At 35.4% G+C, this 20,028-nt stretch carries 18 protein-coding genes; 3 read left to right on the top strand and 15 right to left on the bottom strand.

Translation table 11 applies throughout. The features are described from left to right. Positions 1 to 101 precede the first annotated feature (101 nt). The 15 genes from BXY75_RS11460 to cysQ all read right to left on the bottom strand — a co-directional run bounded on the left by BXY75_RS11460 (position 102) and on the right by cysQ (position 14,490). Positions 102 to 1,475 (bottom strand): phenylacetate--CoA ligase family protein, encoded by a 1,374-nt coding sequence (locus BXY75_RS11460; protein ID WP_121907890.1) that lies wholly within the window; start codon positions 1,473 to 1,475, stop codon positions 102 to 104. Further along, entirely contained in the window at positions 1,450 to 2,718 is a 1,269-nt protein-coding gene (locus BXY75_RS11455; RefSeq protein ID WP_121907889.1) for an O-antigen ligase family protein, read from the bottom strand. The genes BXY75_RS11460 and BXY75_RS11455 overlap by 26 nt, the downstream gene beginning before the upstream one ends. Further along, positions 2,715 to 2,987, bottom strand: coding sequence for a hypothetical protein (locus tag BXY75_RS11450; protein WP_121907888.1), 273 nt, complete (start codon positions 2,985 to 2,987; stop codon positions 2,715 to 2,717). The genes BXY75_RS11455 and BXY75_RS11450 overlap by 4 nt, the downstream gene beginning before the upstream one ends. Then, entirely contained in the window at positions 2,984 to 4,282 is a 1,299-nt protein-coding gene (locus BXY75_RS11445; RefSeq protein ID WP_121907887.1) for a glycosyltransferase family protein, read from the bottom strand. The genes BXY75_RS11450 and BXY75_RS11445 overlap by 4 nt, the downstream gene beginning before the upstream one ends. Then, positions 4,282 to 4,866: an acyltransferase gene (locus BXY75_RS11440; RefSeq protein ID WP_121907886.1), complete on the bottom strand. Its 585-nt coding sequence runs from the start codon at positions 4,864 to 4,866 to the stop codon at positions 4,282 to 4,284. The genes BXY75_RS11445 and BXY75_RS11440 overlap by 1 nt, the downstream gene beginning before the upstream one ends. Further along, the gene (locus tag BXY75_RS11435; protein WP_121907885.1) at positions 4,863 to 6,206 is read right to left on the bottom strand and encodes a lipopolysaccharide biosynthesis protein; all 1,344 of its coding nucleotides are present in this window, start codon (positions 6,204 to 6,206) and stop codon (positions 4,863 to 4,865) included. Before BXY75_RS11435 ends, BXY75_RS11440 begins: the two co-directional genes overlap by 4 nt. A 6-nt stretch (positions 6,207 to 6,212) precedes the next feature. After that, positions 6,213 to 7,301, bottom strand: coding sequence for a non-hydrolyzing UDP-N-acetylglucosamine 2-epimerase (gene wecB, locus BXY75_RS11430; protein ID WP_121907884.1), 1,089 nt, complete (start codon positions 7,299 to 7,301; stop codon positions 6,213 to 6,215). Further along, the gene (locus BXY75_RS11425) at positions 7,302 to 8,276 is read right to left on the bottom strand and encodes a Gfo/Idh/MocA family protein (RefSeq protein ID WP_121907883.1); all 975 of its coding nucleotides are present in this window, start codon (positions 8,274 to 8,276) and stop codon (positions 7,302 to 7,304) included. Positions 8,277 to 8,317: 41 nt separating this feature from the next. Next, positions 8,318 to 8,899, bottom strand: coding sequence for an acyltransferase (locus tag BXY75_RS11420; protein ID WP_121907882.1), 582 nt, complete (start codon positions 8,897 to 8,899; stop codon positions 8,318 to 8,320). A gap of 339 nt (positions 8,900 to 9,238) precedes the next feature. After that, entirely contained in the window at positions 9,239 to 10,363 is a 1,125-nt protein-coding gene (gene wecB / locus BXY75_RS11415; RefSeq protein WP_121907881.1) for a non-hydrolyzing UDP-N-acetylglucosamine 2-epimerase, read from the bottom strand. A gap of 93 nt (positions 10,364 to 10,456) precedes the next feature. Further along, entirely contained in the window at positions 10,457 to 11,713 is a 1,257-nt protein-coding gene (locus tag BXY75_RS11410) for a sulfate adenylyltransferase subunit 1 (RefSeq protein WP_121907880.1), read from the bottom strand. A gap of 21 nt (positions 11,714 to 11,734) precedes the next feature. Continuing rightward, the gene (gene cysD, locus BXY75_RS11405) at positions 11,735 to 12,640 is read right to left on the bottom strand and encodes a sulfate adenylyltransferase subunit CysD (RefSeq protein WP_121907879.1); all 906 of its coding nucleotides are present in this window, start codon (positions 12,638 to 12,640) and stop codon (positions 11,735 to 11,737) included. After that, positions 12,641 to 13,234, bottom strand: a complete 594-nt coding sequence (cysC, locus tag BXY75_RS11400; protein ID WP_121907960.1) for an adenylyl-sulfate kinase — start codon at positions 13,232 to 13,234, stop codon at positions 12,641 to 12,643. A gap of 7 nt (positions 13,235 to 13,241) precedes the next feature. Further along, the gene (locus BXY75_RS11395; protein ID WP_121907878.1) at positions 13,242 to 13,697 is read right to left on the bottom strand and encodes a DUF2061 domain-containing protein; all 456 of its coding nucleotides are present in this window, start codon (positions 13,695 to 13,697) and stop codon (positions 13,242 to 13,244) included. Position 13,698: 1 nt separating this feature from the next. Then, positions 13,699 to 14,490, bottom strand: coding sequence for a 3'(2'),5'-bisphosphate nucleotidase CysQ (gene cysQ, locus BXY75_RS11390; RefSeq protein WP_121907877.1), 792 nt, complete (start codon positions 14,488 to 14,490; stop codon positions 13,699 to 13,701). A 208-nt stretch (positions 14,491 to 14,698) separates the two neighbouring features. Between cysQ and BXY75_RS11385 the strand changes: the two genes are divergently transcribed. The 3 genes from BXY75_RS11385 to BXY75_RS11375 all read left to right on the top strand — a co-directional run bounded on the left by BXY75_RS11385 (position 14,699) and on the right by BXY75_RS11375 (position 19,958). Continuing rightward, positions 14,699 to 15,190: a Dps family protein gene (locus BXY75_RS11385; protein WP_121907876.1), complete on the top strand. Its 492-nt coding sequence runs from the start codon at positions 14,699 to 14,701 to the stop codon at positions 15,188 to 15,190. A gap of 86 nt (positions 15,191 to 15,276) precedes the next feature. Then, positions 15,277 to 16,140, top strand: coding sequence for a hypothetical protein (locus BXY75_RS11380; RefSeq protein WP_121907875.1), 864 nt, complete (start codon positions 15,277 to 15,279; stop codon positions 16,138 to 16,140). A 113-nt stretch (positions 16,141 to 16,253) separates the two neighbouring features. Next, positions 16,254 to 19,958, top strand: coding sequence for a BamA/TamA family outer membrane protein (locus tag BXY75_RS11375; protein ID WP_121907874.1), 3,705 nt, complete (start codon positions 16,254 to 16,256; stop codon positions 19,956 to 19,958). Positions 19,959 to 20,028 lie beyond the last annotated feature (70 nt).

Below are 20,028 nucleotides of genomic sequence, written 5' to 3'. Positions count from 1 at the left end.
ATTAATTGCTTCAAAACTGTATTTAACGTTCTAAAATAATATCGATTGCAGCGATTTGTACCTATCAATGCAAACTGCCGAAACTAAATCACTCGTTTAATTTATGGGACTAAATGATATATAGTGTTCTTTATTATTCTAAATTTTCCGCTTTTTTCTGATTTAATTTCCGGCACTATTTTTATTTCAATCTTCATCTTATCTCCTACCCGTTCGCGCCAATTACTTTCCATTTTTTTTCTGGAAGCAGCATCAAATCCTCCGTCGTCAACCACTAAAAACAGTATTTCGTTTACATGATTCTGAATAATTTGCATTTTTCCTATCCCTTTTACGTCCTTAATAGAGTTGGCGACATTGGTAAGGTGAATTTTTCCGTTTTCCGGAGAATAAATAAAATCATCTGTCCGACCCAAAATTTCCTCCACTAACGGATTGTTATTACCACAGGTACAAGTCTCTGAACTCAATTTAATCGCATCGCCAATATCGTATCTAACTAAAGGTGTCCCATTAGATGTAAAGGAAGTAACTACTAACCTGCCTTCTTGAGTGGGTTGATCATTTCCATCTAATACTTCAAAAATACCCGATTGCAATTCCATGTGTAGCTTATGGTTTTTACATTCAAAAATAAATGGAGCTCCTTCTGAAGCGGAATACTGATTATATACAGGCGCTTTAAAAAATTCCTGAATTGCAGCACGCATTGTAGGTGTTAAGGTTTCCGAAGTGGTGAAAATAGCTTTAATAGATGAAGGGTAGTCAATACCATGTTGCAGGCCGTAAGAAGCAATAGCCATAACTGCAGTTGGGAAACCGGAAATATATTCAGGTTTATATTGCATCAGGTTGTCTAAATAGTGGCCTAAAAAATCATCTTTAATGTGAAACGTGGAGTAATAACGTACTTTATAAAGATTATCGGTTTTCCAAAAACGATTGTTCTTAACATCTTTTGGGGTCAAAATTGATTTACCCGATAACCATGCCGTTTTCTTGCCTAATTTATACCCAAATCTGGCTCTAAAATCATCCAGCATTGCAAAACGATCGTTCATGTCGTCCTTAGTGAAAATAACTTCAAGAGATTTCCCTGTAGTCCCTCCTGTCTTAGAAAGAACACCCTCTGCGACGGAGGTAGAATAAAACTCCGTAACCCTTTCTTTGAGTGTATTTTTCTCTAAAATGGGCATGGTGGTTAGCTGCGGCAGTTTAATACCCTTAAATCGATCTGCATATTCCTTTTTATAATAAGGTGAATTTGCAAAAGTGAGTGCGATAAAGGTGTCAAATTTTTGTTGTTGAATTTTCTTCAACTCCGGAAGTGAGACTCCTCTGTTCGCCAGATATTCCTTCCGTTTTTCTTCATACTTCGCGCCATAACGTTTTTTGTATGCCAGATAATTAAATATGGAAATTAAAGTCTGTTGAACAAACAACGGGGCATTATTGTAAATTTTCTGATAGCTCATCACCGATACCTTTTTGTTGATTCAAACTGTATTGTCGCGCTGCATAATTGCAAATGACCACTAAACTAAGCAATATCCAAAATTCTCTTTTCCGAAGGTGATAGGTATAGGACCAACTAATAAAACATCCTAATAAAAAAGGAAGCATTGTTGCCATGTAATCTGCATAAGGATTTGTTTGTTTAAGTTTTCGTATCCTAAATAGACTTAAAAAGGCAAGTATGAAAAGTATATAACCTATAGTGCCTATAACACCGGTTTCTCCCAGCATTTTTAGATACGTGCTGTGTACTTCATGTCTTGAGTAGCTTCCGTAAAAAGCCCCGATTCCTGTTCCAATAAGTGGCCTGTCTTCAAAAGCTTCGAGTGCTAATCCAAAATTACGCTGTATAAAATCATTGTCATTATCACTTTCAGTATTTAAGTTTTGAACAACGCGTGATTTATATTTTGAGTTTATTCGGTTATAGGTATCGGGCATAAGAGTTTCCATATTACCCCACAATATTGAAAGTGCTAAGACGCCTACGAATACCGAAATAATAGCTTTTGCATTTCTTCTGTAAAAAAGAAAGAAAATAACTCCAAAAACCAGCCCAATATAAGCAGCTATTTTTCCGGTTAAAAAAATAAATATTAGAGATAGTATTAAGGATATATTTAATAACTTCTTGTTTTTTGAAGATAATAAATCATTAAGAGAAGAGTACTTTAAGGGGACCAGAATGGTGAGCATAACTAAAAAATAGGCTCCTGCCTGTCCTGCATTTCTAAAACCCGAAAGTGCTTCTCCATCTGTTCTCCCTGGAAACAATCTGGGAAGCCCCGATATACTTGCAAATAGATCGTAAAACCCCAGTATAGCTGCTGCACTAACGGTGTAAAATATTAATGGAAATAGATGTGTGAGTAGATTATCTTTATAATTCTGAAATATAATGATTGATAGTAATAACAAGAACAAAACGATAAAACATTCAATTATTGAAGCTTGTATATCCAAAGAGAACATAATTGGAAGGAAGAAACACATTACTAATATAAAACCCATTTGAAAGGTCTTTGTAAACACCCCGGAAAGCATAAAACCTTTTAGTAAAGTTTGTATTCCAAAAAGTAATGCCAAAGCCCCAAAGAAATCGGATACCGTGAGACGAGAAAAAATAGGATGCGTCCCTGGTTCTGCTATAGTTTGTGTAATAAAACTAAGAAAAATAAATATTAAGATAAAGGTCTTTTTCATTCAGAAACTAATGAAGCAATCCTCTCAGCTTGCTGTTCTCTATTAATTTTTTTCAAGGAATTTATCGATAATGGTTTTTGTAAAGAACCTTGGTTGAATGCGGCAACGATTTTTTCAAAACGTGCTATCTGCAATTCCATTCTATCCGCCTTATCGTCAAAAGTATCTGAAAAAGTTAGTCTTGATAAAATTGCATTCGTACCCGGTTCTGCAATGGTTTGCGTAATAAAGGAGAGGAAAATAAAAATTGTAAAAAATATCTTTTTCATTCTTCAAATAATTCTTCAAATATTTTAGCCTGCTTATCGCGAGTAAAAACTTCTATTAATTTTGCATCCAAAGGCGCATTCATTTTTCCACTTCTGTACTTTTCAATCAACGTATTAAAAAGATTATGATCTTTTTCTGAACTAGTATTTTCAGAATCAAAACTAACCCCTAACTCAAACTCCTTAATAATTTTTGTAGGCTCAGAGTTTTGGGGTGCAAAGTTAATGATAGGTCTTCTCGAAGCGAGGTATTCATAAAATTTTATAGGCACTCCTGTATAATGCGTAATTTCATTGCCTACAATTAACCACAAAAGGTCTGATTTTGTGAGATGGTTTAAAACTTCACTTCTTGGAATTCTTCCCAGGAATTCAATACACGAAAATGATTTGTAGTTTTTTGCTTCCTCAAGCAAATCCTGCTCAAAATTACCAGCTATCTTAATCACAATCTCATTAGGCGTGAGATATTTCTTCTCAAAACAGCTATCTAGAATTGATAATAAAGGAAAAGGGGACCGAACTCCCTTATAAAAGCTGCCCGCATAAAAAATTGTCAATCTAGAATTTTGGAGCGTATCAATACTAAGTCCTTTAAAATCATCCATATCAAAACCATTATAAACATAATGCATTTTGTGTTTCTCTTTCAGGTAATATTTTTCATACACTTCTTGCATTGCTGCCGATATAAATGTAATTATATTGGCACGACGGATCACTTTTTGTTCTAATCTCTTATGATACATAGATTTTAGAGAACTTTTCCGAGACCAGTTTTCAACATAATGAAAATCCCTGAAATCTGCTAACCATTTTATGTTTGAGTTTCGCTTTTTAATATAATTTCCTATTAAATGATTAGTAAATAAAGGAGAAGTAGTGAATAAGATATCAGTTTTATCTATATAGGTGTTATTCTTCTTTAAATAAGAGATTACTTTGGGATACCAGAAAATAGCTTTATCGGGTAAAATCATGGTAGAAAAAGTAGTAAATAATTTTTTCTTTAATTTTGCCTTTATACTAGTCTTACTTGCTGTTGAGACCATACCAGCGCTACGATAACTTCCAATGTTTGATCCTACTAGGCTATTAATTTTAATAAGTGAAACATCTTCTATATTTTCATTAAAAGAGAGGTCAAACCCTATGGAGCTATCGGCATTTCTACAAGTAATTACCGTAACGTTATATTTAGATTTATCTAGAAATTTTGCAAGCGAAAAAGGTCTTTGCGCTGCCGGCGCATTAGAGGGCGGATAAGAATATGATATTATTAGTACGTTTTTCATTATGAACAGTTAGGACAGTTTTCTTCAAGTTTTATTTTAGACAGACAAATTTTGCATCGTTTGGCAATAACTCTTGCCGGATTTCCAACAGCTATTGTATATTCAGGGATATCCTTACTAACTAATGATGAAGCGCCAATTATTGAATAATCACCTATTGACACAGAAGGTAACACAACACAATTTGCACCCAACCACACTCTTTCACCAATTCTAATAGGTTCTGTTTCTGTGTGTTTAGTAAGGTTCAAGAATGAGTGATTAGCACTAACAAAACAACAATTATATGACCAGATCGTACCTTCACCTATCACAATTCCATTCAATGCTTGGTAATAGCAGCCACCGGACGTAGCCATACTTAAATATTGTGAACTTAAATCGCTTCCTATAAATTTTATTTTTTTAGGGGAATTAACTCTGGAAGTAAAATGACACAAAAAATCTGCAGGAGCATTAATTCTCAAGATCACTTTGTAAAACGAATTAACTATGTACGTTCCAAGACCTGTTGCATAATATTTTCTATAAACTAATCTTTTTATAAAAGGGATGAAACTAAAGATCTTTAAAAACCGAATCATAGAAAATATAGAATTATAATTAATATTGTAAATACTAACAATGCTTTGTTCAATATAACAGCTTTAAAGTAAGCTTTAAATAGACTTTCTCTATATAAGTAAAAGAACCACATACAAAATGTTGAGATTAACGTTCCAAAAACGATTCCAATTAAGTCAAAGAAATAATAAAGTGTAAGTGAAACAATTAAATTTAGAGTTAAAATGAGCAATGATACTTTGGTAATTATTTTAGTTTCACCTTTCGCCGTAAGCAGTATCCCATAACTATTATTTCTGAATAGTGCGACTAATAAATATGTTTTAAATAATATAACTGATGCCGCATAATTTTTGTTATAAATAAGAAAAATAATTTCTTCGGCAAAAAACATCACAACTAGAATTATCGGATAGGTAATTAATGAAACCTTCCTTGTTGTGTCAATCCAAATATCCTTCGCCTTGTCTTCTTGACCGTCTTCAACGTAACGCACCATTTTAGGAAAAATCTGTTGAGAAAAAGCAGCACTTAGCATAGCGAATATCGGTATTTCAAAAGCACCTACAGCGAAAATTGCAAATGTCGCTTCATCACTGGTAACATTCACAATTAATTTGTCAAGATAGTTACTTAGTATCCCGGCAAATGTAGCTAAATAAAGAGGGAAGCCATAAACTAACATCTGTCTAGCAGCTATTTTGTTCATTCCAAATTTCAATTTTATACCAGGCAATGCAATTAGGTAGAAAATCGATGGTATAAAAAAGATTGAAAAATAAATCAAAATCGCAACTAGAATAACTAGGCTCTTGCTTTGACTTACAAAATAGGCGCCTATCAATATTACAATAACACTTCCAATTGCCCCATAAGCAGACAGCTTAGTCAGTTTTTCGGCTTGGTCTAGGTTAATGTATGTGTAACGTAAGGTTTTATTCAATAAAAAGCCCACTAAAGGAAGTGGAAATAATAATGAATATAGATAATATTGTTTCAAATTAATTAGACCTGAAAAATGCATAATATTGGTTAGTCCAATTATCATGAAAATACCAACTGATATTATTAACAGAATCGTGAGTACATTGTTGAAAAAATATTCGAATCTTGAATCTTTTGCAATAAAGTACTTATAACCTTCTGGAAGACCAAATGCTACTAGGGGTATCCCCAAATTGAATAGGAAGAATATTTCTTTCCATGCACCAAATTCATAAATAGATAGCTGTTTAGAAAAAACATAATCTATAAGTATAAATAGAACCGCAACGAAACTTTGTGATATAGCAAGATGCAGCGACTTTTTAATTCCACCAACTCCATATCTATTTAAAAGTCCTTTTAGCCGTTGTATCAAAACTACTTAAATGGTGAATTTCAATAAATTCTCAATTATAATCCTGGAAGCTGCCCCATTGCCATATAGATCCATAGAAAAATTCGGGGTCGATCTACTCTTCTCATTGTATGCGTCTACAATGGTGTTATAATCAGCACCAACTAATACATTAAAACCATTTTCGATAAGTTCCACCCATTCGGTTTCATCACGAAGTGTTAGACAGAATTTTTCAAAAAAGAACGCTTCTTTTTGTAATCCACCACTATCTGTTAATACCATGTCACAATTTTGAAGTAGAAATAACATTTCCAGATATCCCACCGGATCTATACAAAACAAATTGGGGGACAATTGAATATTGTATTTTTCAATATATTTTTTAGTCCTTGGGTGTAAGGGTAACACGATCGGTTTTTCTTCGGAAATAGTATTCAGCGCTTTAAATATGCCCTTCAATCTATTAGGATCATCAGTATTCTCTGCTCTGTGGATGGTTGCCAATAAAAAAGAATTCGGCAATTTTTCCGAAGGAGCCTTCGCAAAAGCTGAGAACAACATACTGGCATCCAACATTACATCCCCGTTTTTAACAATGGTAATGTCCAGATTTTTATAACCTTCTTTTTCTAAATTTTCGATGGCCGAATCAGTTGGACAAAAAAGAATAGTGCTTACTCTGTCTGTTAAGATTCTATTTACTTCTTCGGGCATGTTCATATTAAAAGAACGCAGTCCTGCTTCAACATGAGCCACCTTTATATGGAGTTTTGAAGCTGCCAAAGCCCCTGCCAATGTAGAATTTGTGTCCCCATAAATTAGAACCCAATCCGGGGTTTCAGTTTGTAATACTTTTTCAATCTCTTCCAGCATTTGTCCGGTCATGGCGCCATGTGAAAGTCCGTTGATATCCAAATGATATTTAGGTTTTGGAATATTCATTTGATCGAAAAACACATCACTCATATTCGAGTCATAATGCTGCCCTGTATGTACAATGATCTCTTCTACCGTTTCTCCTAAATTTTCAGTATTAAAGTCAATGATAGCCTGGCTTACTGCAGCTGACTTAATAAATTGTGGTCTAGCGCCAATAATTGTAACTATCTTCATTTAATTTTTCTTTTGAAAAGGATGGGCAGAAAGTGCTTTTTTTGCAAATGGATGATAATCTCCTTTCAATCCAATAGGTTCTGAATTTCGAATGTTGTGAACTATTTCAATTGCTTGTCTGGCATCTTCAATACCATAACCATTACCTTTTAAGATTTCCTCGTAACTTGTTGTATGGAGGTCTCCAAAACCTTCACTAAATTCAAGCTCTTCACCTTCAATAGTAATAGAACGATATGTTCGCTGTCCCTTTCCAACAATTTCTTTTGGCAATACCTCATCATTTATTGACAGAAACCAACGAACCCTTGCTCTTTCAAGCTCTAAATAACCGGAAGCTCTATCGTGCGTATGCAGGTGTATTACATTTTCTTTCACATCTCCAAAGATCCAAGATAACATGTCGTAAAAATGCACCCCGATATTGGTTGCAATCCCTCCCGACTTAGTGTTATCTCCTTTCCAAGAAGTATAATACCAATGCCCTCTGGAGGTTAAATATGTTAGATCAACATCGTAGATCTTATCCTTAGGTCCATTGGCTATTTTATCTTTCAGCGCTATAATACTAGGGTGTACCCGTAGCTGAAGAATATTCCAGATTCGGTTTCCTGTTTCCTTCTCAATTTGCTTTAAAGAATCAATGTTCCATGGATTAAGCACCAGCGGTTTTTCACAAATAGCATCGGCTCCTTGTCGTAACGCAAATCGAATGTGGGAATCGTGTAAATAATTTGGGGTACATATACTTACATAGTCCAGTTGGACCTTATTTTCAAACTGCAGCTTTGAAATATGTCGATCGAAACGCTCGAACTCTACAAAAAAGTCGGCATTTGGAAAATAGCTGTCAATTACACCAACACTATCGAATGTATCGAGGGCAGCGATCAAATTACTTCCGGTTTCTTTAATGGCCTTCATATGGCGGGGAGCAATATATCCGGCGGCTCCAATAAGTGCAAAATTTTTCATTAGGGTTTGTTTATTTTATTCTGAAAGTAATTTCAAAGAATCTATTCGGTTACTTTAGTTACTTTATTATTCTTTAATTGATATTTTTCGTTGGTTTCGCTACATTTTCCGAAGCCATTATCATCGAACTGCAACCTATGACCATATTCGCTTACCCAACCAATCTGTTTCGCCGGATTTCCAACGAGTAACGCATAATCGGGCACTGGTTTAGTTATCACTGCACCTGCACCAATAAGGGCATATTTTCCAATTTCATTACCACAAATGATTGTGGCATTTGCACCAATTGAAGCTCCTTTTTTAACAAGGGTTCTGGTGTACTCGTTTTTTCTATTAACGGCACTTCTAGGATTTATTACATTGGTAAAAACCATGGAGGGTCCTAAAAACACGTCGTCTTCACAAATCACTCCGGTGTATATCGAAACATTGTTCTGCACCTTTACATTCACCCCAAGTACAACCAAAGGTGATACTACGACATTCTGTCCAATATTACAACGATCGCCTATGATACAATCGGGCATAATGTGTGAAAAATGCCAGATCTTTACGTTTTCACCGATAGTGCATCCTTTATCAATCACTGCAGTAGGGTGTGCAAATATTTTGGTTTTCATAATTTTTATCTCTATAGTATCTTCAGGCGGCAAATTTCGTCTTTTTATTCAAAAGAACTTATATTGATTGAATTTTCTTATACTTGCGACAAAATAAACATTCAGTCCACCAGCAACTGCTCAATCATGTGTTTTGCCTCTATTTACCTCTATGAGCGGTTTATTCCGATTTTATAAAATCTCCATTTTCATTACTTTTTAGACCAACGAAGTGTGTATTAAGGTAGCTTTCTCTCCAGAAGACTGGTTAATTTTATACAACCAACAAATACTGACTTCAAATTATTAATAATCCTTGGTTAAGCAAAATAGTAAAATCCAATCAAGATAACATTTCCATCATTTCCCTTTAGTTTTCTCAATAAATTCTACAATTCTTTTACACGCATTTCCATCACCGTACGGATTGTGCAATGCACTCATTCTATCATACTGCTCGGAATCTGTTAAGAGTCGCATCGTTTCATCAACAATTTTTTGGACATCAGTACCAACTAGAATAACCGTACCCGCATCCACAGCTTCAGGGCGTTCGGTTGTATCTCTCATCACCAATACCGGTTTCCCAAGACTAGGAGCCTCTTCCTGAACACCTCCACTATCTGTTATAATCAGTTTAGATCGATGCATCATCCAAATAAAATCCTGATAAGCCAATGGTTCAATCAACTTGATGTTATCAATTTTTCCTAGTATAGCATTCACAGGTTTCAGTACCTTCGGATTTAGATGTACAGGATAAACTATAGTTACGTGCGGTTGTTGTTGCGCAATTGTCTTTAGCGCTTCACATATTCGAATAAATCCGGCGCCGTGGTTTTCCCTTCTATGCCCGGTAACTAATATCATTTCTCTTTCTCCTAATGCTTCGGAAAAATTCTGAATAAATGAACTTGGTCTGCTTGTCACTTTATCCAAACTCTGAAACAATGCGTCAATCACAGTGTTTCCAGTAATCAGAATGGAAGCTTCAGAGCAATTCTCTTTTAATAGGTTTTCTTTTGAAGTTGCCGTAGGTGCAAAGTGATAATCCGCTAACCTTCCTGTGATTTGTCGATTCATTTCTTCAGGAAAAGGCGACCATTTATTGTGAGTTCGAAGACCGGCTTCCACATGGCATAACTTACTCTGATTATAATACGCCGCTAAACTTGTGGACATAGTCGTGGTAGTATCACCATGGACAAAAACATAGTCCGGATTAAAATCTTCCATAACAGCTTTCATTGCTATGATAATATCTCCGGTAAGTCCGTATAAATTCTGATTAGGTTTCATTAGATCCAAATCGTAATCGGGAGTGATCTCGAAAAAGTCCAACACCTGATCCAACATTTCCCTATGCTGAGCAGTAACACAGACTCTCGTCTCAAATACAGCATCAAATTTCTGAAATTCTTTCACTAAAGGAGCCATTTTAATAGCTTCCGGGCGAGTTCCAAAAACAATAAGGATTTTTTTCATTGGGCACTAATGGTTATAAAAATGAGCATTCAAATTATACTCTATTGCATTCTGATTACAAAATAGATGGCAATCAAGTTTCTTTTTAAAAGATTAAACGATCATTCCGGCAGCAACTGTTTCGTGCGTTGCATCATCTATTAAAATAAAACTTCCTGTTATACGATTATCACGATATTCGTCTATCATCATTGGACGAGTTGTTCTTAACTTAATACGTGATATATCGTTCATATTAAGAGATTTATCGTCCTCTTCCCTTCCATAAGTGTTAATGTCTATTTTATAAACCACTTCTTTTATCATTGCTTTTTGCTCATTTGAAGTATGAACAATGGTATATTTTGCCCTTGGACGCGCACTATCTTTATGTAACCAACAAATCATGGCGTCAAATTCTTGAGTAGCTGTAGGTTTGTTGTTAGCTTTTACAATCATATCTCCCCGACTCACATCAATATCGTCTTCCAATGTTATAGAAACAGACATAGGAGCATATGCTTCCATTAGAGATGCTTCGAATGTATCTATAGTTTTAATCTTAGATGTAAAACCAGACGGTAATACAACAACATCGTCACCCGGTCTAAAAATCCCACTTGCAACTCTCCCGGCGTAGCCACGATAATCGACAAATTCCTTACTTTGTGGACGCAAAACGGTTTGCACTGGAAATCGAGCGTCTATTTTATTAATATCACTACTAATATGCATATTTTCTAAAGTGTTGAGCAATGGAGCTCCTTGAAACCATTCCATATTTTCGGATCGATTTACAACATTATCTCCATCAAGCGCGCTAATAGGTAAAAAACGTATGTCTTTTACATACAACTTTGACGAAAATTCTTCGAATTGCTGTATTATATTGTCATAAATTTCTTCCGAATAATCAACAAGATCCATTTTATTGATACAAACAATAATATGCGGTATTTGTAAAAGAGACGCGATAAATGCGTGTCTCTTGGTTTGCTCAATAACTCCATGACGCGCATCTATCAAAATCAAAGCTGCATTTGCAGTAGAAGCACCAGTCACCATATTTCTGGTATATTGGATATGTCCGGGTGTATCTGCAATTATAAATTTCCTCTTTGGAGTTGTAAAGTAGCGATAAGCAACATCAATTGTAATTCCCTGCTCTCTCTCATCTTTTAATCCATCTGTGAACAAGGCCAGATCTACGCCTTCATGCCCTTTTCTTTTACTAGTAATTTCGACTGCCTCCAACTGATCCTCAAAAATGGCTTTACTATCGTATAATAAACGACCTATTAAAGTGCTTTTTCCATCATCGACACTTCCTGCTGTAGTAAATCGAAGTAGCTGATTGTTATCTATTTTCATCGTTTCCATGTCTCAATACAATTAAAAATACCCCTGACGCTTACGATCTTCCATTGCAGATTCGCTTCTCTTATCATCAGTTCGGTTACCACGTTCTGTTTGTTTCATTGTCGAAACCTCAGCCACAATTTTCTCAAGCGTATCTGCATCCGATTCCATACCGCCTGTAATTGTGATATCTCCTAGGGTTCGGAAACGAATTTTCTTAGATTCAATTTTCTCTCCATCCTCCAATTTTAAATATTCAGATACCGGAATCCAGGAATTACTTCTCCAAACAACATCGCGCTGATGTGCAAAATAAAGCGACGGAATTTGAATATTTTCCCGCATGATATAATTCCATACGTCCATTTCGGTCCAATTACTAATAGGAAAGGCTCTAAAATGCTCCCCTTCAAAATATTTACCGTTTAGGATATTCCATAATTCCGGGCGCTGGTTTTTTGGGTCCCATTGTCCAAAATCATCACGGTGTGAAAAGAAACGTTCCTTAGCTCTCGCCTTTTCTTCATCTCTCCTACCACCTCCAATGGCACAATCCACCTTGTTCGACTCAATGGCATCTAATAAGGTAGTAATCTGCAACGCATTTCTTGTTGCGTTCTTTCCTTTCTCTTCGGAAACTCTTCCTTCATCAATCGACTCTTGTACTGAACCAACAATTAACTGTGCACCAAATTCGTTGATGAGATCATCCCTAAATTGAATGGTTTCCGGAAAATTATGTCCGGTATCAACATGCATTAAAGGAAATGGAATTTTTGATGGATAAAATGCCTTTTTCGCCAGGTGAGTCACCAAAATAGAGTCCTTCCCTCCTGAAAAAAGAATTACCGGGTTCTCAAATTGTGCCCAAACTTCCCGAAGGATAAAAATGGCTTCAGACTCTAACTCATCCAAATAATTTAAATAGTACTTACTCATTTATCCTACTATTTTAGTCTCTAATTGTTTTATAATTGTCGCAACCGCCTCTTCAACTGTGGTTGTCGTTGTATCGATTTCAATATCAGGGTTTACGGGTGCTTCATAAGGCGCGTTAATCCCTGTAAAATTAAGTATCTCACCTGCCTTTGCTTTTGCATAAAGTCCTTTAACATCACGTCGTTCACATTCTTCAATTGGAGTATTGACAAAAATCTCCACGAAGTTGTCTCCTCCAACGATCTCTTTAATATTAGCTCTGTCCTTTGCATAAGGAGATACAAAAGCTGCTAAAACTACAAGACCCGCATCTAACATTAAATTTGCCACTTCAGCAATACGTCTAATGTTTTCCTTCCGATCTTCAGGCGAAAAAGTCAAATTATTATTTAAACCTTTACGCACATTATCTCCATCTAAAGAATACGTATGAATCCCTTTTTCGAACAATGCCTTTTCAACAGCATTGGCAATGGTTGATTTACCGGATCCAGACAAGCCGGTGAACCATAGTAAGAATGACCCATGCTGATTTAACATAGATCTATCCGTTCTGGATACATTATAATTATGTGGTATTACATTTTTCTGCATACCCATTTCAGTTCTTGAGTTTTAAAAAATAATTTCGAACTTTTCCTAAAGGCAATCGCAGCCATAATCGTTCGTGAAAATAATAAAGTGCAAATTTAGTAATTAACTCGAGTACAGCGATAAAAATTGCTATTTCATCAAAACTATTCAGTATTGCACCCGAAATTAGAAAAGTTGCAGTTGTTGCTATTGCTCTCCAACTTATTGTCTTGTAAAGCGTATGTTTGCTTGATATTTCTACCCCTTTTTTAAAATTTTGCCAAATTCTTTCGTGCAGATAATACACAAACAATTTAATCAAAAATTCGGCTGCACCAATTTTAAGAGCATTTTCAAGACTGCATTGTCCAGCTAAACAAGTCACTAAAACGACAATTAAAATAGTATCAGTAGTAGCAATGACGCGCCAGGAAACCCCCTTTAAAATACTTCTTATATGCGATTCCTGCTTGTATATTGACATACTATTTGGAAACCAAAAAATAAGGATTTAATAAATTTTCTTTGTTGTAAAGCAAAGGCCTCTTGGTGTTATTGTCGATAACCTTTACTCCTGCTGCTTGGCAAATAGCCTGCCCTGCAGCTGTATCCCACTCCATAGTAGGCGCATATCTTGGATACAAATGTGCCTCACCTTCTGCCACAAGGCAAAATTTTAGAGAACTACCTTTCGATACGATCTCTACATCATTTTCTTTTTTTATTTCTGAAATGAAATTTTCGGTGTCTTCATTTAAATGGGATCTACTCCCCACAATTTTTATAACCGAAGCATTTTCTGAAGCCGGGTGTATTTCCGAAGCTTTAGAAATTATAGAAGCTACATTAATCTCATCATCAGACAGCATCATTTTATAAGCAGCTGAAGCATCCGAAGCAGTAAAATAAATAGTCTTCGAAACGGGTACATAAATCACTCCTAACGTTGGAATTCCATTTTCAACTAGCGCAATATTGACTGTAAATTCTCCATTTCTCTTAATAAACTCCTTAGTTCCATCTAATGGGTCTACAATCCAACAACGCTCCCAATTCTTGCGTTTGGAATAGTCTAATTGTTTATTTTCTTCGCTAATGATCGGTATTTGAGTAGTGACGAGATATTCGTTAATAATATCATTTGCATTCTTATCGGCTAAGGTTAATGGAGAGTCGTCACCTTTAATTTCAACGTTAAAATCGGTCGAGTAAACTTTTAAAATTGCATGTCCAGCTTTTATGGCAGCTTCAATAGCAATTGATAGGTTATTTATCATGAGATAAGGGATCAAAATAAGAATTTGCAAAGATACAATAATTATGGCAAAAGCTTAGAAGGTCAATGGTCTAAAAGAAATTTCCACTGCTCTGATTTCTTAAATAATGGTAATTCTAAGTTAATTAAAAACTAAACAACTGTATTTAATTGTCAAGCTCTGTGCTAACTGTTAATTTTATCATTGTCTAACATAAAAATTTATTAATTTGAATTATCTTAATTTAAACAAAGAAGAAACCTTAAAAACGGTTAAAGAACTTGATATTCTGCTTTCAGATTATCATTTGTACTATCAAAAACTTAGAAATTTTCATTGGAATGTGGTTGGGAAGCATTTCTTCGATTTACATATCAAATTTGAGGAAATGTATGATGATGCCAAGCTAAAAATTGATGAAATCGCAGAGCGTATCTTAACACTCCGCTATCAGCCCACCAGTAATTTTACCGACTATTTAAAAATGTCTAATTTGAAAGAATCTTCTTCGAATACGAAAGATCTTGATATGGTTAAAATTCTGTTGGAAGATCATGGTAAGCTTTTAAAGCAAATGCGACTCGTTATAGATAAAGCAACAGAAGCAGATGATGAAGGTACCATAGATCTTATAGGAGCATATATCGGAAATATTGAAAAAGTAAGCTGGATGTTAGACGCTTGGACTATGAAGTCCAGTGATACTTATCCTGAAGCTTAATTGTGTTTCGAATAGCTGCCGACCAGAATCACTCTAACTAAAATCCGATTTGACAAATTGGATGGAGATTACGTTTAAAATACCTTATGAAAAATATCATTATTTTACTTCTCATATCATTTTCTACTGCTAGTTGTCAAGACTTCGGAAAACTTTCCATTGTTGCCTCTTTTCCAAATTCGATGAAAGAGGTTAGTGGTTTAGAAACAATAGAAGGAAGTCCATTAATATGGGTACTTGGGGATTCGGGTAGCGAGCCGGCGGTTTACGGGTTTAATCCAAAGAAAGAGTCTTTTGATAAAGTTATTACCCTAACTAATGTTGTAAATCATGATTGGGAGGATCTGGCGAAGGATAGGGATGGTAATCTTTATATTGGTGATTTTGGTAACAATCACAACAGCAGGAAAAACCTGGCTATTTACACTCTTAGAAATGTTTCAGAAATAACCGAAACAAAGAGTGAAGTTGCTATTACCAATTTTACTTTAGAGGATCAGAATTCTTTCAAAATCAAGAAAAAAGATCGCAATTATGACATTGAAGCCTTCTTTTATTTGAATGAAAACTTCTACCTTTTTACGCGTAACAGAAGCAATAATTTTGATGGCGTATCGAAAGTGTATCGTGTGCCTGCCCAATCAGGAAATTTCGAAGCAAAATTAATAGGCACCTTCAAAACTTGCAATGATAGAAAAGACTGTGAAGTTACAGCAGCCACTATCGATTTTTCATCAGGAAGAATAGCACTTCTTACGTACAACAAGGTTTTTATAATTGACGACTACAAAGATGAGGATTTCCTAAATGGAAAGATTAAAAAGATCAAACTTGAACATACTTCTCAAAAAGAAAGCATCGGATTTAAAGATTCCAATACACTATATATCGCAGATGAAAGAAATGGGGCTTATGGTGGGAATCTGTATGAATTAAAACTCGACCTATAATTACTTTTTACTTTAAAAACACTTAAAATATTGCCAAAGACTACATAGAAGTTAAAACGCTTCTGTAAATTTAAATGATATTAGACCTTCAATAAAGACGTAGATTCAATTATATGATAAAAATTACTAAACACAACTTCACAACCAAATTATTTACTTCGATTCTCGCTTTCGCGATTGCTTCCTGTGCTACCTACAAACCTCAATCTGAAGTAGATGAAGTTACATTTGATGATGAAAAACCAATTCACAGCTTCTATATAGCTGGAGGCTTAGGAAATGCTAAGGGTGGTTCCAATCCTTCAATAGAAAAGCTTCTTAAATCACATCTGGACAAGGCTAGCTCTCAAAGTACCTTATTGATCGTAGGAGATTATATGGCAAATAAGGACCATAAAGAGCTTAATAAAACTTTGCTGAAAAACCATATTGAATTGGCTAAAGATTTTAAAGGTAAAACATACTTTACGCCTGGTGAAAACGAATGGAGCAGCAGAAACACTAAAGAAATTGAATGGGTCGAGGATTATCTCAAGGACAATAAGATTAAGAATATGGAAGTGGAACCCAACAATGTTTGTCCGCTCGAATATATTGTTGTCAATGACGAATTAGATATGATCTTGCTAGATTCTGAATGGTTTAGCTCCAATTGGGATGGTATCGAATATATTAACAAGAAATGCCCGGACATCAATACAAAAAGACGATTTTTAGAAGAATTGGAAGGTTATATCAAAGATTCCAGAGGTAAAAATTTGATGATTGTTATGCATCACCCAATTTTCAGCAATGGAAAACGAGCTGGTCGAAACACTTTTATGGAAAGTATTACTCCATTGCCAATTATTGGCTCTATTTATTATGAATTAGAAGATCTTGCTAGTTTCAGCACCGAAAATTTAAATAATTTACGCTACGATTATCTAAGAGATATGGTTAGTGCTCTTGCATTAGAATCGGATCGGGTGACTTTTGTTTCCGGTCATGAAGAAAGCCTGCAATATTTAACTGGTAAAGGAATGCATCAAATTATTAGTGGTTCTTTAGGTGCCAGAACTGGAACTAAAATTGATCGAGCGAAAATAACAACCATTGGTGGCTCTTTACCTTTTGAAGGGAATTTTACTTACGGAGCAGAAGGGTTCGCTATTTTAGATTATTATAAGGACGGATCTTCGAAGGTTCGTTTTATCACTTCGGAAACTGAACATGCCTATCAAGTGCATGATAAATTTCCGAAGGAAAAAGAAGAATACCCTATTCCAACCTTTAAAGAAAAAACTAAAACACTTCCAATTACTTCAGATGATAAAAAAATAAACAAATCTGGCTTTTACAATTTTATTTGGGGAAAGAGATATCGATCTTATTTCGGGCAACCAGTAACAGCAGATATTGCAATTCTAGACACCCTTTATTCAGGCTTAACAATTGAAAAACCAGGCGGTGGTCACCAATCTTTTTCTGCCCGATTGGTAGATGGTGAGGGGAAAGAATATGCTATGCGTGGACTCGAGAAAAATGCATTAAAATTTCTTCGATATAAGGTTAAAGGTATTGCGTATACAGAAGATGAATATAAAGGAACATTTGCAGAAGAAGCGGTGTATGATTTCTTTAGTACCACACACCCTTATATGCAATTGGTGATCAATCCGCTCGCAAAATCAGCAGGAATTAATCATGCAAACACAAGCCTTTATTATCTTCCTAAGCAACCCGGCTTCGGACTTTTAGGTGAAGATTATGGTGACCAACTTTACTTTATTGAAGAACGCCCGAATGATGAACAAAAAGATTACGAGGGTTATAACAGAGCCAATCCGGAAGTAGATGGAAAAATAGAACAATTTGAAAGTACCACAGATGTTCTGGAAAAACTAAACGAAGATGAGAAATATTCAATTGACCAAAGAGCATGGATTCGCGCACGTATTTTCGATATGCTTATTGGTGATTGGGACAGACACGCAGACCAGTGGCGCTGGGCAGAATATAAAGTAAGTGACGACGATATCCGATTTATTCCTATCCCAAGGGATCGTGATGCGGCCTTTTCTAAATTCGACGGAATAGCAATTCCCATAATTAAACTAATTCTCCCCGATGTTCGATTCTGGCAGTCTTATGGACCTGAAATTAAAGATGTAAAATGGTTCAATGGAGAAGGAAATAATCTCGATAGAGCACTTTTAAACGAGTATGATCCTTCTGTTTGGGTTGAAGAAGCAGTTTTACTTCAGAATCAAATTACCGATGAAGTGATAGAAGAAGCATTTAACAGACTCCCCAAAGAAGTGCAAGACGAAGCTTCCGAAGCCATTAAAAGCAGCCTAAAAGCTCGTTTAGATAATATTGATGAGATTGCAAGAAGGTATGGAGAAAGGATGAATGAAACCGTTATTATTCACGGAACACATAAAGATGATAAATTTGAAATCATCCGACTTCCAGACGGGAAAACCGAAGTGATTGGAAAAAGAGCGCTAAAGAACAAAACCGATAAGATTTTCTTTCAACGCACCTTCGATAGAGCAATTACAAACGAAATTTGGATTTACGGACTTAACGATGATGATGAATTTAAAGTTTCGGGCGATGGAGATCGTGAAATTATGGTTAGAATCGTAGGTGGATATGGAGATGATGAATTTGACATTAGTAATAAAAAAAATCTCAAAGTATACGATTGGCCTTACGAAAAAACTGAATTTAAGGATAAAACCCCCGCACATCAGTTCACAAAACTATATGAAACGAACACATATTTTTGGAGAAATTTCAATGAAAACAATAATATTTTACTTCCAAATTTAGGTTTTAAAACAGACGACGGACTTTACATAGGTTTAAAGGATACTTATACTAACAAAGGCTTTAACGGAGAAGATTTTAGATACAAGCACTTTTTATCGGCGAATTATTTCTTCGATTTTACGGCGGTCGAACTGGAATATAAGGGCACTTTTGCAAATATAATTCCGAATTGGAATTTTGAGATTGAAGGATATTTTACGAATGAAAATTTTGCCAACAATTTCTTCGGTTATGGAATTGATAGTGTTTATGATGAAGAAGCGGTCGAAATGGAATTCAATAGAGCTCGCATGCAACAGATTAAATTAAAATCGGGAATTGCATATAGAACAATACGAATTCATGGACTCTTCGAAAGTTATGAAGTTGAACAGAATCCTGAAAGATTCTTCACCCCGGCGAATGTCAATCCAGCTGTATTCGAAACAAATAACTATATAGGTGCAGAAGCAGCATTTGAATATAAAAATGAAGATGCAATGGATTTCCCTACTCGAGGGTTTTTTGTTGGTGCTGAAATAGGATATAAATCAAATGTTGAGCTTGAAAACAACAACTTTGGGTATGCTTCTTTTAAATTAGGATTCGACAGAAAGCTGATTTCTTCCGGTGATCTTGTTTTAGGCTCTGTAGCCGAGATTAAAGGGAACTTCGGAAACGATTTCTTTTTCTATCACGCTCCTTCCATTGGAGGGAACAACGGTTTACGAGGCTATCGTAACGAACGCTTTAGTGGAAAATCTTATTTCTACCAAAGTTCAGATTTAAAAGTGCGTTTGGCTCGAATCGTAACTGCAGTAGTGCCTATTACAGTTGGGATCTATGGCGGATTTGACTACGGAACAGTTTGGGTGGAAAATAGCACTGCCGATCAATGGCGAACTTCACAAGGTGGTGGTGTATGGATTGGTGGTCTTAATACATTTTCATTGAAAGCAGGCTACTTCGTTTCAGAAGAGGATGCACAGCTTCAAATTGGCTTTGGTTTAGGTTTCTAAGACGAACTAGATTAATATAACCGAACAGTAAAGAGGGTAGTTAATACTTAATTGTATTTCAACTACCCTC

Origin of the sequence: Ulvibacter antarcticus (assembly GCF_003688405.1) — a bacterium.
GTDB lineage: Bacteria > Bacteroidota > Bacteroidia > Flavobacteriales > Flavobacteriaceae > Ulvibacter > Ulvibacter antarcticus.
Note: the sequence above shows the minus strand (reverse complement) of the source record. Positions and strands in the feature narration are given on the sequence as shown.

What these genes read in the sequence shown, in the direction of transcription:
- BXY75_RS11460 (WP_121907890.1), bottom strand. Translation starts at nt 1,475, where the DNA reads ATGAGCTATCAGAAAATTTACAATAATGCCCCGTTGTTTGTTCAACAG.
- BXY75_RS11455 (WP_121907889.1), bottom strand. Translation starts at nt 2,718, where the DNA reads ATGAAAAAGACCTTTATCTTAATATTTATTTTTCTTAGTTTTATTACA.
- BXY75_RS11450 (WP_121907888.1), bottom strand. Translation starts at nt 2,987, where the DNA reads ATGAAAAAGATATTTTTTACAATTTTTATTTTCCTCTCCTTTATTACG.
- BXY75_RS11445 (WP_121907887.1), bottom strand. Translation starts at nt 4,282, where the DNA reads ATGAAAAACGTACTAATAATATCATATTCTTATCCGCCCTCTAATGCG.
- BXY75_RS11440 (WP_121907886.1), bottom strand. Translation starts at nt 4,866, where the DNA reads ATGATTCGGTTTTTAAAGATCTTTAGTTTCATCCCTTTTATAAAAAGA.
- wecB (WP_121907884.1), bottom strand. Translation starts at nt 7,301, where the DNA reads ATGAAGATAGTTACAATTATTGGCGCTAGACCACAATTTATTAAGTCA.
- BXY75_RS11425 (WP_121907883.1), bottom strand. Translation starts at nt 8,276, where the DNA reads ATGAAAAATTTTGCACTTATTGGAGCCGCCGGATATATTGCTCCCCGC.
- BXY75_RS11420 (WP_121907882.1), bottom strand. Translation starts at nt 8,899, where the DNA reads ATGAAAACCAAAATATTTGCACACCCTACTGCAGTGATTGATAAAGGA.
- wecB (WP_121907881.1), bottom strand. Translation starts at nt 10,363, where the DNA reads ATGAAAAAAATCCTTATTGTTTTTGGAACTCGCCCGGAAGCTATTAAA.
- BXY75_RS11410 (WP_121907880.1), bottom strand. Translation starts at nt 11,713, where the DNA reads ATGAAAATAGATAACAATCAGCTACTTCGATTTACTACAGCAGGAAGT.
- cysD (WP_121907879.1), bottom strand. Translation starts at nt 12,640, where the DNA reads ATGAGTAAGTACTATTTAAATTATTTGGATGAGTTAGAGTCTGAAGCC.
- cysC (WP_121907960.1), bottom strand. Translation starts at nt 13,234, where the DNA reads ATGCAGAAAAATGTAATACCACATAATTATAATGTATCCAGAACGGAT.
- BXY75_RS11395 (WP_121907878.1), bottom strand. Translation starts at nt 13,697, where the DNA reads ATGTCAATATACAAGCAGGAATCGCATATAAGAAGTATTTTAAAGGGG.
- cysQ (WP_121907877.1), bottom strand. Translation starts at nt 14,490, where the DNA reads ATGATAAATAACCTATCAATTGCTATTGAAGCTGCCATAAAAGCTGGA.
- BXY75_RS11380 (WP_121907875.1), top strand. Translation starts at nt 15,277, where the DNA reads ATGAAAAATATCATTATTTTACTTCTCATATCATTTTCTACTGCTAGT.
- BXY75_RS11375 (WP_121907874.1), top strand. Translation starts at nt 16,254, where the DNA reads ATGATAAAAATTACTAAACACAACTTCACAACCAAATTATTTACTTCG.